Source organism: Cellulomonas sp. IC4_254 (assembly GCF_011603975.1).
Classification (GTDB): domain Bacteria; phylum Actinomycetota; class Actinomycetes; order Actinomycetales; family Cellulomonadaceae; genus Cellulomonas.
The window spans coordinates 1-15,283 of record NZ_JAANNB010000081.1 but is presented as its reverse complement, the minus strand read 5'-3'; the positions used below and the strand labels follow the sequence as shown (position 1 = coordinate 15,283).

The 15,283-nt window shown below is 75.2% G+C and carries 16 protein-coding genes; 6 read left to right on the top strand and 10 right to left on the bottom strand.

The features are described 5' to 3' along the window. The first annotated feature begins 22 nt into the window (after nucleotides 1-22). From G6556_RS09875 to G6556_RS09865, 3 genes are all read left to right on the top strand, one after another. Nucleotides 23-1,252 (top strand): Glu/Leu/Phe/Val dehydrogenase, encoded by a 1,230-nt coding sequence (locus tag G6556_RS09875; protein WP_166940842.1) that lies wholly within the window; start codon nucleotides 23-25, stop codon nucleotides 1,250-1,252. A 79-nt stretch (nucleotides 1,253-1,331) separates the two neighbouring features. Further along, nucleotides 1,332-2,396, top strand: coding sequence for an LLM class flavin-dependent oxidoreductase (locus G6556_RS09870; protein ID WP_346774820.1), 1,065 nt, complete (start codon nucleotides 1,332-1,334; stop codon nucleotides 2,394-2,396). Between the two features lie 145 nt (nucleotides 2,397-2,541). Continuing rightward, on the top strand, nucleotides 2,542-2,961 hold the full coding sequence (locus G6556_RS09865; protein WP_166940832.1) for an META domain-containing protein: 420 nt from the start codon (nucleotides 2,542-2,544) through the stop codon (nucleotides 2,959-2,961). Nucleotides 2,962-2,974: 13 nt separating this feature from the next. Here the strand turns inward: G6556_RS09865 and hemQ are convergent, their stop codons facing one another. The 9 genes from hemQ to G6556_RS09820 form a co-directional block, all read right to left on the bottom strand. Then, the gene (gene hemQ / locus G6556_RS09860) at nucleotides 2,975-3,709 is read right to left on the bottom strand and encodes a hydrogen peroxide-dependent heme synthase (RefSeq protein WP_166940830.1); all 735 of its coding nucleotides are present in this window, start codon (nucleotides 3,707-3,709) and stop codon (nucleotides 2,975-2,977) included. Beyond that, the gene (locus G6556_RS09855) at nucleotides 3,706-4,908 is read right to left on the bottom strand and encodes a ferrochelatase (protein WP_166940828.1); all 1,203 of its coding nucleotides are present in this window, start codon (nucleotides 4,906-4,908) and stop codon (nucleotides 3,706-3,708) included. Before G6556_RS09855 ends, hemQ begins: the two co-directional genes overlap by 4 nt. An 84-nt stretch (nucleotides 4,909-4,992) precedes the next feature. Continuing rightward, nucleotides 4,993-6,015: a carbohydrate ABC transporter permease gene (locus tag G6556_RS09850; RefSeq protein WP_166940826.1), complete on the bottom strand. Its 1,023-nt coding sequence runs from the start codon at nucleotides 6,013-6,015 to the stop codon at nucleotides 4,993-4,995. Beyond that, a complete protein-coding gene (locus tag G6556_RS09845) occupies nucleotides 6,012-6,941 on the bottom strand; it encodes a sugar ABC transporter permease (RefSeq protein WP_346774819.1) in 930 nt (309 codons plus the stop codon). Before G6556_RS09845 ends, G6556_RS09850 begins: the two co-directional genes overlap by 4 nt. Nucleotide 6,942: 1 nt before the next feature. Further along, a complete protein-coding gene (locus tag G6556_RS09840; RefSeq protein ID WP_166940824.1) occupies nucleotides 6,943-8,337 on the bottom strand; it encodes an extracellular solute-binding protein in 1,395 nt (464 codons plus the stop codon). A 44-nt stretch (nucleotides 8,338-8,381) separates the two neighbouring features. Further along, nucleotides 8,382-10,034 carry a glycoside hydrolase family 13 protein gene (locus G6556_RS09835; protein ID WP_346774818.1) on the bottom strand — a complete coding sequence of 551 codons (1,653 nt, stop codon included), beginning with the start codon at nucleotides 10,032-10,034 and terminating at the stop codon, nucleotides 8,382-8,384. A 334-nt stretch (nucleotides 10,035-10,368) separates the two neighbouring features. Continuing rightward, the gene (locus tag G6556_RS09830) at nucleotides 10,369-11,379 is read right to left on the bottom strand and encodes a LacI family DNA-binding transcriptional regulator (protein WP_166940820.1); all 1,011 of its coding nucleotides are present in this window, start codon (nucleotides 11,377-11,379) and stop codon (nucleotides 10,369-10,371) included. 74 nt (nucleotides 11,380-11,453) lie between these two features. Then, the gene (locus G6556_RS09825) at nucleotides 11,454-11,969 is read right to left on the bottom strand and encodes a flavodoxin domain-containing protein (RefSeq protein WP_166940818.1); all 516 of its coding nucleotides are present in this window, start codon (nucleotides 11,967-11,969) and stop codon (nucleotides 11,454-11,456) included. Nucleotides 11,970-12,117: 148 nt separating this feature from the next. After that, nucleotides 12,118-12,690 carry a MarR family winged helix-turn-helix transcriptional regulator gene (locus G6556_RS09820; protein WP_346774817.1) on the bottom strand — a complete coding sequence of 191 codons (573 nt, stop codon included), beginning with the start codon at nucleotides 12,688-12,690 and terminating at the stop codon, nucleotides 12,118-12,120. 107 nt (nucleotides 12,691-12,797) lie between these two features. On the opposite strand from G6556_RS09820, the gene G6556_RS09815 reads away from it, so the two are divergent. The 3 genes from G6556_RS09815 to G6556_RS09805 are packed head-to-tail and all read left to right on the top strand — an operon-like array spanning nucleotide 12,798 to nucleotide 14,448. After that, on the top strand, nucleotides 12,798-13,361 hold the full coding sequence (locus G6556_RS09815) for an NYN domain-containing protein (protein WP_166940816.1): 564 nt from the start codon (nucleotides 12,798-12,800) through the stop codon (nucleotides 13,359-13,361). 26 nt (nucleotides 13,362-13,387) lie between these two features. Further along, entirely contained in the window at nucleotides 13,388-13,966 is a 579-nt protein-coding gene (locus tag G6556_RS09810; RefSeq protein ID WP_166940814.1) for a DUF1697 domain-containing protein, read from the top strand. A gap of 35 nt (nucleotides 13,967-14,001) precedes the next feature. Next, on the top strand, nucleotides 14,002-14,448 hold the full coding sequence (locus tag G6556_RS09805) for an HIT family protein (protein WP_166940812.1): 447 nt from the start codon (nucleotides 14,002-14,004) through the stop codon (nucleotides 14,446-14,448). A gap of 10 nt (nucleotides 14,449-14,458) precedes the next feature. On the opposite strand, the gene G6556_RS09800 is transcribed toward G6556_RS09805, so the two are convergent. Next, on the bottom strand, nucleotides 14,459-15,283 hold an 825-nt coding region (locus G6556_RS09800), incomplete at its 5' end, for an SDR family oxidoreductase (RefSeq protein WP_205693274.1).

The window sequence follows — 15,283 nt, the reverse complement described above, 5'->3', positions numbered from 1 at the left end:
CGCCCCGCGCACCTCCTCCCCCCTGACGACCGCGCTCGCGCAGCTGTCGTCGGCCGTCGAGCTGCTCGGCTACGACGACGGCCTGCACCAGATGCTCGCCACCCCGCGCCGGGAGCTGCACGTCGCCGTGCCGCTGCGCCGCGACGACGGCCGCATCGAGCTGCTGTCCGGCTACCGGGTGCAGCACAACATCTCCCGCGGCCCCGGCAAGGGCGGCCTGCGGTACGCCCCCGGCGTGGACATCGACGAGGTCCGGGCGCTCGCGATGTGGATGACCTGGAAGTGCGCCGTCGTCGACCTGCCGTACGGCGGCGCGAAGGGCGGCGTCGCCATCGACCCGCGCGGCTACTCCCCCGCCGAGCTCGAGCGCGTGACCCGGCGGTACACCTCCGAGGTCATGCCGATCATCGGGCCGGAGCGGGACATCATGGCGCCCGACGTCGGCACCACCGAGCAGACGATGAGCTGGGTGATGGACACGTACTCGGTCAACTCCGGGTACACGATCCCCGCCGTCGTCACCGGCAAGCCGATCGCGGTCGGCGGCTCCCTGGGCCGGGCGACGGCCACCTCCCGGGGCGTCGTGCACGCCACCGCCGCCGCGCTCGCCGACGCCGGCACCGGGCTGTCCGAGGTGACGGCCGCCGTGCAGGGCTTCGGCAAGGTCGGCTCGCACGCGGCGCGGTTCCTGGCCGAGGGCGGGGCGCGGGTCGTCGCGGTGAGCGACCAGTACGGCGGCGTGCACGCGCCCGGCGGCCTGGACGTCGCGGCACTGCTCACGCACGTGGCCGAGACCGGGTCCGTGGTCGGGTACCCCGGCGCGGACCCGCTGACCAACGCCGAGCTGCTCGCCCTTGACGTCGACGTGCTGATCCCGGCCGCGACCGAGGACGTGCTGGACGAGGACGCGGCCGCCGCGGTGAAGGCCCGCTGGGTGGTCGAGGGCGCGAACGGCCCGACCACCAGCGCGGGCGACCGGGTGCTCGCCGACCGTGGCATCACCGTCGTGCCGGACATCCTGGCGAACGCCGGCGGCGTGGTCGTGTCGTACTTCGAGTGGGTGCAGGCCCAGCAGGCCTACTGGTGGACCGAGCGGGAGATCGAGGACCGGCTCGAGCAGCGGATGCGGTCGGCGTACGCCGCCGTGGCGCAGCGGGCGCGGGCCGACGGCATCACGCTGCGGGACGCGGCGCTGGTGATCGGCGTGCGGCGGGTGGCCGAGGCGCACCAGCTCCGGGGGCTGTACCCCTGATGGGCGCACCGCCGCGCGTGTGACGCGGGACGCGGCCGGCCCCGGGAAGCCCCCGGGCGCCGGCCGCGTTGCCCCTGAGGTGAGCACCCCCGACGCCGCCCGCGCGCACCAGCCCGTCGTCCGCCCTGAGGTCCCCCTGTCCGTGCTGGACCTGTCCCCCGTCGGGACGGGCGCCACGAGCGCCGACGCGCTCGCCGACTCCACCGCCCTGGCCCGGCGCGCCGACGCGCTCGGGTACCGCCGGTTCTGGGTCGCCGAGCACCACAGCATGCCCGCGGTCGCGTCCACCTCCCCCGGCGTGCTGCTCGCGCACCTGGCCGCGTCGACCGAGCGGATCCGGCTCGGCTCCGGCGGCGTGATGCTGCCGAACCACCCGCCGCTGGTGATCGCCGAGCAGTTCGCGATGCTCGAGGCCCTGCACCCGGGGCGCGTCGACCTCGGCATCGGCCGCGCGCCGGGCGCCGACCCGATGACCGCCGCCGCGCTGCGCCGCACCGTCGAGGGCCTGGGTGCGGAGGACTTCCCGGCCGAGCTGCTGGACGTGCTGCACCTGCTCGGCCAGCTGCCCGCGGGGCGCGCCGCGTCGGCCGTCGCGCAGCGGCTGCGCGCCACCCCGGTGCCGGCCGGGACGCCCGAGGTGTGGCTGCTGGGGTCGTCGACGTTCAGCGCGCAGCTGGCGGGCGAGCTCGGCCTGCCGTTCTCGTACGCGCACCACTTCGGCACCGGCATCACGACCACCGCCGCCGAGGTGTACCGGTCCGCGTTCCGGCCGTCGGAGGTCCTGGACGCACCGCACCTCATGGTGTCGGCGTCGGTGATCGTCGCCGAGTCCGAGGAGCGCGCGCAGTGGCTGGCGGGGCCGTCGAAGGTCATGGCCCTGCGGCTGCGGAGCCGCGGCGCCCTGGCGCCGATCGAGACCCCGGAGGACGCCGCGACGCTGCTCGCGGACCTCGACCCGGTGCAGGCCGCGGAGTTCTTCGCGAAGGTGGCCGGCACGCAGATCGCGACCACGGCCGAGCCCGCGGCCGCTGCGCTGCGCGAGCTGGTCGAGCGCACCGGCGCGGACGAGCTGATCGTCACGGCCACGACCCACGACGTCGCCGACCGGATCGCCACCCTGGAGGCCCTGGCCGCCGCCTGGTGAGGTCGGGCGTCCCGGGACCCCGGCCCCGCGCTACCCCGGGACCCCACCACATCGTCGCGCCGCCACCCGGCTGATCGGGGTGCGGCGCGACGATCAGGTGGGGACGAGGCGCGCCACGCGCGCTCGGCGGTGGCAGGATCGGCGCATGGACGAGGTCGTCGGGCGCACGTGGCGGTTCACCGAGGTCGCGGGCGTGCCGCTCGACGACGGTCCGGAGCGGGCGCACCCGGCGCTGACGTTCTCCGGCGACGGCCAGGTCTACGGCACCGGCGGCGTGAACCGGCTGCGCGGCACCTGGTCCTTCGACCGCGACGCCGACGTCACCCGCGCGGACGGACCCGACGCCGACGACGCCCCCGCACCCAGCACCGGCACGCTCACGTTCGGGCCGATGGTCACCACGCTCATGGCAGGCACCCCGGAGCACATGGCGCGCGAGCGCGCGGTCCTCGACCTGCTCGCCCACCCCGTCCGCGCGTCCGTGCGCGACGGCGCGCTCGTGCTCACCGACGGCGAGGGGCGGGTCAGCCGCCTGCTGCCCGCCCCCGCCGAGGAGTCCGTCTAGCGGACGCGCGCGCTCAGGCGCGCGGCTGCCGCTCCGCCCACTCCGCGAGCTCGACGCGCGGGCCGGTGTAGAACGGCACCTCCTCGCGCACGTGCCGGCGGGCACCGGTGGCGCGCAGGTCGCGCATGAGGTCGACGATGCGGTGCAGCTCGTCCGCCTCGAAGCCGAGGATCCACTCGTAGTCGCCGAGCGCGAACGACGACAGCGTGTTGGCCCGGACGTCGGCGTAGTCGCGGGCGGCGTGGCCGTGCTCACGGAGCAGCTCGCGGCGCTCCTCGTCGGACAGCAGGTACCACTCGTAGGACCGGACGAACGGGTACACGCAGAGGTAGTCCCGCGGCTCCTCGCCGGCCAGGAACGCCGGGACGTGCCCGCGGTTGAACTCGGCCGGGCGGTGCATCGCGGCGACGGACCACACGGGTAGCAGGTGGGCGCCGAGCTCGCTGGCGCGCAGCCGGTGGAACGCCTCCTGCACGGCCTCGATCGTCGGGGCCCACCACCAGACCATGAGGTCGGCGTCTGCACGCAGGCCGGCGACGTCGTACCAGCCGCGGACGACCAGGCCCTCGGGGGCGTCCGGGCCGGTCAGCGCCCCGAGCGCGTCCTCGACGTAGCGCTTGCGCTCGGCGTCGTCCGCCGGCAGCGGCTCGGTGGTCTCGAACACCGCGTACATCGCGTACCGGATCGAGGCGTTGATCTCGTCGGCGGTCTCGGTGCTGTGCTCGCCGGCCGGCGTCGTGCTGCTCATCGTGCTGCTGCTCCCTCGGGGGTGTCGTCCGCTCGCTGCTGGTTGATGGTGGGCAGGCCGGTGTCGACGCCGGCGCGCTGGAAGCAGCAGCCGACGGCGCACCGGTCGGGCCAGGCGCCGAGCACGCCGACGGTGGTCCGCTCCGGGTCCTCGCCGCGCTCGGCGGCGGCGCGCTCCAGCACCAGGTCGACCAGGCCCGCGACGAACGGCGCCCGGGTGGACGCCGAGCCCGCGCGCACCGCGGTGACGCCCAGGTCCTTCGCGGTGGCCATCGCCTCGGTGTCGAGGTCGTACGCGACCTCCATGTGGTCGGACACGAAGCCGATCGGCGACATGACGACGGCAGTGGTGCCGGCGGCGGCGCGCTCGGCGAGCACGTCGTTGATGTCGGGCTCCAGCCACGGCTGCGACGGCGGGCCGGACCGCGAGCAGAACGCCAGGGTCCAGTCCGGCGACACCCCGAGGTCCGCGGCGGCGAGCTGCACGACCTCGCGGCAGGCGTCCTGGTGCTGGGCGACGTAGCCGGGGCGGGCGGCGGCGGAGCCCGCCTCCATCGCGAGCGGGATCGAGTGCGTGACGAACAGCAGCGGCGCCTCGGCGACGACGTCGGCGACCGGGCGGCCGACCCGCGTGGCGAGGTCGGTGAACGCCTCGACGACCGCGTCCGCGTTGGCCCGCACGAAGCCGGGGTGGTTGAAGTAGTGCCGCAGCTTGTCGACCTGCACGCCCGCGGCGGACTCGGCGTCGGCGCAGCCCTCGGGCTCCCCCGCGACGCCCGCGAGCGCCGCGGCGACGTGCTCGCGGTACTGCCGGCAGCCGGAGTACGACCCGTAGGCGCTGGTCACGATGGCGAGCACCCGGGACGCGCCGCTCGCGCGCAGGTCCGTCAGGGCGCCGTCGGTGTACGGCTCCCAGTTGCGGTTGCCCCACACCAGCGGGGTGTCGATGCCGCGCGCGTCGAGCTCGGCGCGCAGGGCCGCGAGCAGCTCGCGGTTCTGGTCGTTGATCGGGCTGCGGCCGCCGAACAGCGCGTAGTGCTGGCTGACCTCGACCAGGCGCTCCTCGGGGATGCCCTTGCCGCGGGTCACGTTGCGCATGAACGGCAGGACGTCCTCGGGCTTCTCCGGGCCGCCGAACGAGAGCAGGAGCAGGGCGTCGTACGGGGCGAGCGACGACGCCGTCACGGTGGGGGAAGACACCGCCTCATCATCCCATCGGGCTCCCGGCACGCCCGCCGGGAGCCCGGCCGCCGGGGCGTGATCTTGATACGACGGCGCGTCAGATCACCCCTTGACGGCCCCGCCGAGGCCGGCGCCGCGCAGGAACAGCCGCTGGAACACCAGGAACAGCAGGACGGGGATCAGCGTCGAGATCGCGAGCGCCGCCATGAGCACCCCGAGGTCGGTGGTGGCCTGGAGCGACGGCAGCCGCACCGACAGCGGCTGGATGTCCGGGTCCCGCAGCACCAGCAGCGGCCACAGGAAGTCCTTCCAGGACGCGATGACCGCGAACACCGACACCACGCCGAGGATCGGCCGGCTCATCGGCAGCACGATCGACCGGAACAGCCGGAACGGCCCCGCGCCGTCGACCCGCGCGGCCTCGAACACCTCCCGGGGCAGGCTGTCGAAGAACCGCTGCACGAGCAGCACGTTGAACGCGCTGGCCCCGGCCGGCAGCCACACCGCCCAGTACGAGTTCATCAGCGACCGGCCCAGCAGCGGCGGGTCGAGGATCACCAGGTACAGCGGGACGAGCAGCACGACCGCGGGCACGAACAGGGTCGCGAGCACCGCCGCCTGCACGACCTTCGCGTACCGCGGCCGGAGCACCGACAGCAGGTAGCCGCCGGTGGTGGCGACCAGGATCTGGCTGGCCCACGCGCCCGCCGCCAGCACGACGGTGTTGAGGAAGTACCGGCTGACCTGCACGTCGTTCCACGCCGCCGACAGGTTGTCCCACGCGACGCCGTTCGGGAACACCGCGAGCGGCGTGCGCAGGATGTCCTGCGTCGGGGTCACCGCGAACTTCGCCAGCAGCACCAGCGGGCCCAGCCCGCAGAGCACCAGCAGCGCGAGCAGCACCCCGTGGGACAGCCGCATCGACCGGCGGACCACCGGGCGGCGCCAGTCGGCGGGCGACAGGGCACCGCGGTCGGCCTCGTCGGGGCGGGTGCGCCGGAGTCCGGGGCGGCCCCGACGGCGCGCCCCCGGGTCGCCGGCCACCGCGGTCGCCCCCGGGACGGGCAGCGCGGCGGTGGCCGGGGTGGCGTGCGCCGGACCGGCCGGCGTCGTCGAGGTCGTCATGCCTGGCTCCAGGACCGGGTGAGGCGGAAGTACACGACGGACAGCACGGCCAGCACCGCGGCGAGCATGAGGCTCAGCGCGGTCGCCGCCCCGTAGTCGCCGCCGAGGCTCTGCCCGAACGCGTAGCGGTAGACGAGCAGCAGCACCGTGATCGTCGCGTTGGCCGGGCCGCCGTCGGTGAACAGGTACGGCTCGAGGAACACCTGCGCGGTCCCGATGATCTGCAGGATGAAGGTGATCAGCAGGACGCCGCGCAGCTGCGGCATCGTCACGTGCCACACCTTGCGCCACACCGACGCCCCGTCGACCTCGGCGGCGTCGTACAGCTCACCCGGCACCGAGGTGAGCGCGGCCAGGTAGATGATGATCGTGCCGCCGGCCCCGGCCCAGGTGGCCTCCAGCACCAGCGACGGCATCGCCCAGCCCGCGTCCTGCAGCCACGGCACCGGCCCGACGCCGACCCAGCCGAGCATCGTGTTGAACACGCCCTCGGGCCGCGCGTCGAAGAAGAACTTCCACAGCAGCACGGCGACGACGGGCGGCACCACCACGGGCAGGTACGCCAGCGCGCTGTACAGCCCCTTGGCCCGGCGGACCTCGCTCATCAGCACCGCGGCGAGCAGCGGCACGGGGTAGCCGAGCAGCAGGGCGAGGGCGGCGAACCAGAGCGTGTTGCCGACGGCCGTCGCGAGCAGCGGGTCGGCGAGCACCGTCCGGAAGTTGTCGAGGCCGACCCAGGCGGTGGTGACCAGGTTGGTCTCCTGCAGGCTCATGACGACGGCCCTGCCGATCGGCAGCCAGGAGAACAGCCCGAACACCACCAGCAGGGGCATCGCGAAGACGAGCGTGCTCAGCCCGCCGCGGCGGACCCAGGTGACCGGGGTCCGCCGCGGACGAGCCGCACGGGCGTCGTGGGTCAGGGCCACGTCAGCCCGCGTTCTTGTCGAGGATCGCCTGCACGTCCGCGTCCGCCTGCTCCAGCAGCGCGTCGATGTCGGCGTCCTCGTCCGTCAGCACCGCCTGGACGACCGTGTCCAGCGCGCCGTACAGCTCCTGCGTCGAGCCGGCCGGCTCCGGGACCAGGGGCTGGTCGAAGATGACGTCGGTGAACCCGGTCATCTGGTCCAGCGGCACGTTCACCAGGTCGGCGATCCACTGCTGCGACTCGTCGTACTGCTCCTGGCTGAAGATCGGCAGCACGGGGGTGCCGACCGGCTGGTCCGACGCCACCAGCGTCTCGGCGTCCTTGACCGCGGCGTCCTGGTCGGTGAGCTTGCGCAGGTAGTAGAAGTCGATCCACTTCACGGCGGCCTCCTTCTGCGCCTCGGAGGCCGAGGTGCTGACCGCGGCGAGCGTCCCGCCGCCGAGCACGCCCGCGTCGTCGCCCTCGAGCGGCACGGCGGTCAGGCCGTAGTCGTCGGGGTTGATCGCGTTGGTCTGCACCAGCGAGGTGTAGACGTCCGAGCCCGAGGTGTACATGCCGACCTGGCCCGCCGCGAACGCCTGGTTGATCGACGACCAGTCCAGCAGGAAGTTCGCGCCCATGGAGTTGTCCTCCCAGCGCAGGTCGTGCAGGTACTCCAGGGCCTCCTTGGTCCCGTCGTTGTCGAGCGTCGCCGTGTAGGTGCCGTCGTCGTCCGTGGTCTGGACCCGGCCGCCGCGCGCGTAGGTGGCGACGGTGAGCTGCCAGCCGCCGGTGTTGTTCTGCGTCATCGTGGCGTAGCCGGCCTGGCCGGTCGCGTCGGCGATCGCCTTGGCGTCCGCGCGCACCTCGTCCCAGGTGGTCGGCGGGTCGTCGGGGTCGAGGCCCGCCTGCTCGAACAGCGCGCGGTTGTAGTGCAGCCCGATGCCGTAGACCGACTTCGCCGGGATCGCGTACACCTTGCCATCGGCGCCGGTGCCGGCCTGCAGGACGTTCGGGTTGAAGTCGTCGGCGTAGGGCAGCGCCTGGAACTGGGCGTCGATGTCCGCGAGCTGGCCGTTCTCGATCAGCGTCTTGCCGTCGGTGAACGGGATCTCGAACACGTCGGGCAGCGTGCCGCCGGCGAGCTGGGCGGCGAACGTCGTCGCCTTCCACTCGTACTCCTCGGGCTGCACGTCGATGTCCGGGTTCGCCTCCTCGAACTGGGCGACCTGCTCGTCGAAGGCGTCGAACGCCTCCTGCTCCGAGCCGGGCAGCAGGGACACGACGCGCAGGACGGTCTTGCCGCCCGACGTGCCGTCGCCCTCGCCGGCGTCGTCGGAGCCGCTGCTGCACGCGGCGAGCAGGGTGAAGGACAGCGCGCCGGTCAGGGCGAGCGCCGTCGTGCGTGAGGACCTCATCGTCACTCCTCGGGTCGGGTGGTGCGGTGGGTGGTGGGTGGTGGTCAGGCGGCGCGGAGCCAGGCCGCGGTGTCGGGGTCGAGCGCGGTGCCGTCGGTGGGACCGCTGGCCAGCAGCACGCCGCGGTGCGGCGGCAGGGCGATCGGGCGGTCGGACAGGTTGACGACGCAGAGCACGTCGCCGCGGGCGAAGGCCAGGGCGCCGGGGCCGGCGTCGAGCCAGCGCAGGTCGCCGCCGCCGAGGCCGGGCTCCGCGCGGCGCAGCGCGAGCGCGTCGCGGTAGAGCCGGAGCATCGAGCCGGGGTCGGCCTCCTGGGCGGCGACGGTGCGCGGCGCCCAGTCGGCGGGCTGCGGGAGCCACGGGGGCGCCGCGGTGCCGTCCGCCGGGGTCGCCGAGAAGCCGTACGGCGGCCGGTCGCCCGACCACGGCAGCGGCACCCGGCAGCCGTCCCGCCCGGGGTCGACGCCGCCGGAGCGCTCGTGCATCGGGTCCTGCACCGCCTCGGGCGGCAGGTCCTCGACCTCCGGAAGACCGAGCTCGTCCCCCTGGTAGAGGTACAGCGACCCGGGCAGCGCGGCGGTGAGCAGCGCGGCCGCCCGGGCCCGCCGGGTGCCGAGGTCGAGGTCGGTCGGCGTGCCGGCGCGCTTCGCGGCGAAGGAGAACGACGAGTCCGCCCGCCCGTACCGGGTCACCGGGCGCGTGACGTCGTGGTTCGACAGCACCCAGGTGGCCGGCGCGCCGACCTGCCGGTGGGAGGCGAGCGTGCGGTCGACCGACGCCCGGAGCGCGGCCGCGTCCCACGGCTGGGCCATCACGTCGAAGTTGAACGCGGTGTGCATCTCGTCCGGGCGCAGGTACGCGGCGAACCGCTCGGCGTCGTCCAGCCACACCTCCCCGACCAGCACCCGCGTCCCGGGGTAGGAGTCGGCGACCTTGCGCCAGGCGCGGTAGACGTCGTGCAGCTCGTCGCGGTCGAGGTGCGGGTGCCCGCCGGGGGCCGGGCTGGTCCCCGGGGCCGGGAGCTCCGGCAGCGCCGGGTCCTTGACCAGCAGCGCGGCCGAGTCGATCCGGATGCCCGCGACGCCGCGGTCGAACCAGAACCGCAGCACGTCCTCGTGCTCCGCCCAGACGTCCGGGTGCGTCCAGTTGAGGTCGGGCTGCTGCGCGGTGAACAGGTGCAGGTACCACTCCCCCGGCGTGCCGTCCGGGTCGGTGGTCCGGGTCCAGGTCTCGCCGCCGAAGCTCGACTCCCAGTGCGTCGGGATCCCCGCGCCGTCCGGGCCGGTGCCCGGGTGGAACCAGAACCGCTCGCGCTCCGGGGAGCCCGGACCGGCGGCGAGCGCCGCGCGGAACCACGGGTGCTGCTCCGAGACGTGGTTGGGCACCACGTCGACGATCGTGCGGATGCCCAGCGCGAGGGCCTCGGCGATCAGGGCCTCCGCCTCGGCGAGCGTGCCGAACGCCGGGTCGATCGCGCGGTAGTCGGCGACGTCGTAGCCGCCGTCCGCCATCGGCGACGCGTACCAGGGCGTGAACCACAGCGCGTCGACGCCGAGGTCCCGCAGGTACGGCAGCCGGCTCCGGACGCCCGCGAGGTCGCCGGTGCCGTCGCCGTCGCCGTCCGCGAACGAGCGGACGTAGACCTCGTAGATCACGGCGTCCCGCCACCAGGTGGGGTCGTCGCTCGGGGGATGCACCACGGCGTGCCTCTGCTCTCGGCCGATCCGCGGTCGTCGGTGACCGCGTAGCAGGGACACTAAATCCGACGACCGCCAATGCGCAGGAACTCGACAGCACCGTTACCGAAACGCGACCGGCGGCCGGTGCGGCGCCCCGCACGGCTGGCTGGGGGCGCGGGAGGGCGCGAAACGGGCGGCGCGCCGGGTTCGGTGGTCGTGGCCGAGTTCGGTGTCAGCGGGCACCGAACTCGGCGGCAGGGGCCGAACGCGGCGGACCGGGGGCGGACTGGCGACCGCCCGGCCGGGCAGGCCGCGTCACGTGGGGCGAGGTCGGGCGCCGGCCGCCGGGCGGTCAGGCCGCGGGCGCCGGGGCGGTGCTGCCGCGGACGACGAGCTCCGGCTCGAAGAGGAGCTCGTCCGTCGACACCGGGTGCCCGCCGATCAGCCCGACGAGCAGGTCGATGGCCGCCCGCCCCATCGGCTCGATCGGCTGCCGCACCGTGGTCAGCGGCGGCTCGGTGCAGTTCATGAACAGCGAGTCGTCGTACCCGACCACCGAGACGTCCTCGGGCACCCGCAGCCCGGCGCGGCGCGCCGCCCGGATCGCACCGAGGGCCAGCGGGTCGCTCGCGCACACCAGCCCCGTCAGCCCCTGGCGCAGCAGCCGGGTCGCGGCGGCCTGGCCGCTCTCCAGCGAGTAGGCGCTGCGCGCGACGGCGTCGTCGGCGAGCTCGACGCCGAGCCGGGCCGCAGCGGCGCGCGCCGCGTGCAGCTTGCGCTCCGACGGGACGTGGTCGACGGGGCCGAGCACCAGCCCGATCCGGGTGTGGCCGAGCGACGCCAGGTGGCCGACGGCCTGCTCGACGGCGACCTCGTCGTCGCAGGACACCCGCGGGAACGGCAGCTCCTCTATCGAGGCGTTGATGAGCACGACGGGCAGCCCGCGGTCCGCGAGCAGGGCGTAGTGGTCGTGGTCCGCGCCGCGCTGGGCGAAGTTGCCGCCGGCGAACACGATGCCCGACACCTGCTGGGTGAGCAGCAGGTCGACGTAGTCGGCCTCCGAGACGCCGCCCGCGGTCTGGGTGCAGAGCACGGGCGTGTAGCCCTGCTGGGCCAGCGCCCCGCCCACCACCTCGGCGAACGCCGGGAAGATCGGGTTCTGCAGCTCGGGCAGCACGAGGCCGACCAGCCGGGCGCGCTCGCCGCGCAGCTTGGTCGGCCGCTCGTAGCCGAGCACGTCCAGCGCGGTCAGCACCGCCTGGCGCGTCTGCTCGGAGACCCCGGACCGGCCGTTGAGCACGCGGCTCACCGTCGCCTCGGACACCCCGACCTTCTGCGCGACCTCCGCCAGCCGTCCAGCCATGGGCGCAAGCCTACGACGTGATCACGCAAGCGGCTTGCACCGCGCTGCGGCGGGCCGTCAGGTAGCGCGGGCCGTCAGGCGCTGGCGGCGGCGTGCGGGGTGAGCGCGCGCAGCTGCGCGGCCACCTCCGCGGCCCAGGCACGCACCGCGTCGAAGTCCCGGTGGTCGCCCTCCTTGGCGCGCGCCCCGGCGATGATCGCCCGCTCCGCGAACGCGAGCTCGCTGCGCAGCAGCCGCCCGGCGAACGCCCGGTGCCCGAGCGCGCCGACGTCCTGCATGAGCGCCAGCAGCTCGTGCGGGCTGTTCGCCCGCGCGGCGGGCTGCGTGGCGAGCCCCGAGGAGAACACCCAGACGTGCCGCTGCCGCAGCTCCGGCGCCAGGCGCGCCGCGAGGTCGCGCGCGGCGGGCATCCAGTGCGCGGTGTACACCGCCGACCCGAGCACGACCGCGTCGTACCCGTCGAGGTCCGCGACGTCCTCCGGCGCGGCCTCGTCCACCACGTGCCCGTCGGCCCGCAACACCTCCGCGACGGCGGAGCCGATCTCCGCGGTGGCACCGTGGCGCGAGGCCACCGTCACCAGGACGTTCATCGCTCTGCCCTCCAGCGGCTCGCTCGTGGCGGTCGTGCCCGGCCCCCTCCCGGCCCGGGACCGCCGACATCCATCGTCCGTCGCGGTCCGGGCCCCGTCGTGGGCCGGAGGTCCCTGCGCCTGCCGGGGCCCGGCGTGCGTCCCCCGGTCAGGAGGAGCCCGCAGCGGGTGCGTGACCTGCGCCGTCGCCGTCGCGGTCGAGGTCCGGGATGCCCGGCTGCGCGGCCCGGAGCGCGCCCGCCACGTCGGTCAGCGCCGCCAGCCGCTCCGCGTTCAGGGCACCGCCGACGTAGTGCGCGATCGCCTGCACGTGCCGCCGGCCGACCTCCTTCTGCAGCGCCGCGCCGGCGGCGGTCAGCCCGACGACCACGCCGCGCCCGTCTCCGGCGGCGGGCTCCCGGCGCACCCAGCCGGCCTCCTCGAGCCGCTCGACCATCCGGCTCAGGCTGGGCTGGCTGAGCAGGCTCGACTCTCCGAGGTCCCGCAGCCGCAGGCCCCGGGGCGCGCGGGACAGCGTGAACAGCACGTCGTACTCACGCAGCGACACCCGGTCCCAGATGGGGTCCCGCTGCAGCCGGCGCATGATCGCGACCTGCGCGCGGAACAGCTCCTCCCAGGCCACGGCCGCGGCCCGCACGTCCACCGCCGGCGCGTCGGACGCCATCCCCGCCACGCCCGTCGTGCCGTGCACCGGGTCGTGCACCGTGCCCCGCACCGTCATCGTCGCTCCGTCCGCCGGTCCATGCGTTCGCATGTACTCCACCCAACCGCAGATGGCGCGGCCCTGTTCCCGGTCCGGCAGCCGGGTCGCGCGGTTACGCTGGCCCGATGCAGAACGACGGCGTCCGCTCGACGTACGTGCTGGTCGACGGCGAGAACATCGACGCGACCCTCGGCTCCTCGATCCTCAACGGCCGCCCGACCCCGGAGCAGCGCCCCCGCTGGGAGCGCGTGCTGGAGTTCGCGCACCGCACCTGGGGCCAGCAGCCGCGGGGCCTGTTCTTCCTCAACGCCACCAGCGGCACGCTGCCGATGTCGTTCGTGCAGGCGCTGCTCGCGATCGGCTACCAGCCGATCCCGCTCGCCGGCGAGGGCAAGGTCGTCGACATCGGCATCAAGCGCACCCTCGAGGCGCTGGCCGACCGGCAGGGCGACGTCCTGCTCGCCTCGCACGACGGCGACTTCGCGCCCGAGATCGAGGCGCTGCTCGGCGGCGACCGCCGCGTCGGCCTGCTGGCGTTCCGCGAGTTCACCAGCACCGCGCTGAGCCACCTCGCCGACCGCGGGCTGCAGGCGTTCGACCTGGAGACCGACGTCAAGGCGTTCAACGTGACGCTGCCGCGGCTGCGGATCATCCCGCTCGACGAGTTCGACCCGCTGCGCTACCTCTGACGCCGGCGGGCGGGCAGAGTGGGGGCATGGCGACCGCCGACCCCACCCCCGTCCCGCCCGGCGAGCGGGTGCTCGTGCTGCTGCGCGCCGTGAACGTGGGCGGCACCTCGGCGCTGCCCATGGCCGACCTGCGCGCCGCCGCGGCCGACCTCGGGCACGGCGACGTCGCCACGCACCTGACGACCGGCAACCTGCTGCTCGTCCCGGGCCCGGGCTCCCCCGGCGACGCGGCGGGGTTCGCCGCGACGCTGACCGCCGACCTGCGCGAGCGGCTCGGGCGCCCGCTCGCGCTGACCGTCCGCACCCGGGCGCAGGTCGACGACCTCGTGACCGCGAACCCCTACCCCGGCCCGGCGGCCACCGACCCGGCGCACCTGGTCGTGGTGTTCCTCGACGGCCCCGCGCAGGCCGACGGACGGATGGACCTGTCCGGGTACGGCCGCGAGCGCGGCACCTGGCGCGGCAGCGAGGGGTACGTGCACTACCCCGACGGCATCGGCCGGTCGAAGGTCACCGCCGGGGTGCTCGACCGGATGTCCGGCCGCACCGGCACGGCGCGGAACTGGCGGACGGTGCTGGCGCTGCAGGAGAAGCTGGCCGCCTGAGGCCGCGCGCGGGCCGCCTCGCTACGGTGGGCCGCATGACGACCCTGTTCACCCGCATCATCGACGGCGAGATCCCCGGCCGGTTCGTCTGGGCCGACGACCGCGCGGTGGCGTTCGGCACCATCGCCCCGATCACCGACGGCCACGTCCTGGTGGTGCCGCGCGCCGAGGTGGCGTCGTTCACCGAGGCAGACGACGACCTGCTCGCGCACCTCGCCGTCGTCGCGAAGCGGATCGGGCGCGCCCAGCAGGCCGCATGGGACGCGCCGCGCGCCGCGCTGCTGGTCGCCGGGTTCGAGGTGCCGCACCTGCACCTGCACGTGCTGCCCGCCTGGGGCGAGGGCGAGCTGAGCTTCGCGAACGCCCGGCACGACCTGCCGGCCGAGCAGCTCGACGCGGCGGCCGAGCGGCTGCGCGACGCCCTGCGGCGGTCGGGCGAGGCCGCGCACGTCCCGGCCCGCCTGGACTCCCCGGCCCTCTGACCCGGGGCGGTCAGGCGACCGGGTCGTCCGCGCCGTACGGGGCCAGGCGCAGCGTGCGCGCGTCCGCGGCCACGATGCGGTCCGCCAGCGCCGCCAGGTCCTCCGGGGTGTCCGTGCCCGCGCGCACGAACCGGCCGTGCAGCGCGTCCAGCCGTCCGGAGCCGAACGCGTCCACCAGGTCCACCGTCGCCTCGACGGGCGTCCACTCGGTGCGCTCGTCGTGCAGCGGCATCGCCTGGGTCATGTCGGTGACGACCACGCCGGGCGCCACGTCCAGCACGGTCACGCCCCGGTCGGCGTACTGCGCGTCGAGCATCGTGGTGAGCCGCGCGAGCGCGCCCTTGCTGATCCCGTAGCCGGTGTAGACCGGGGACGGCCGGTGCCCCGACCCGGAGTTGATGTTCACGACGTGCCCCGACCCGCGCGCCAGCATCCCGGGCAGCACCGCGTGCGCGAGCAGCAGCGGGCCGCGGACGTTGGTCTCGATGACCCGCCACACGTCCTCGACGTCGTCGGCGACCAGGTCCACCTCCGCCCGCTCGATGACGCCGGCGTTGTTGACCAGCAGGCCCAGCCCGCCGAGGTCCGCGAACGCCTCCTCGACCCGGGCGACCGCCGCGGCGACGGCCTCGCGGTCCACGACGTCGACGGCCTCGACCACGACCCGTGCGCCTGGGCGCGCGGCCCGGGCCTCCTCCGCGACGGCGTCGAGGTGCGTGCGGGTCCGGCCGGCCAGCGCGACGTCCCAGCCCGCGCGCACCAGGCCGAGGGCGAGCCCGCGGCCGATGCCCCGGCCGGCCCCGGTGACGAGCGCGGTCCGCGGGGCGGGCGTGGC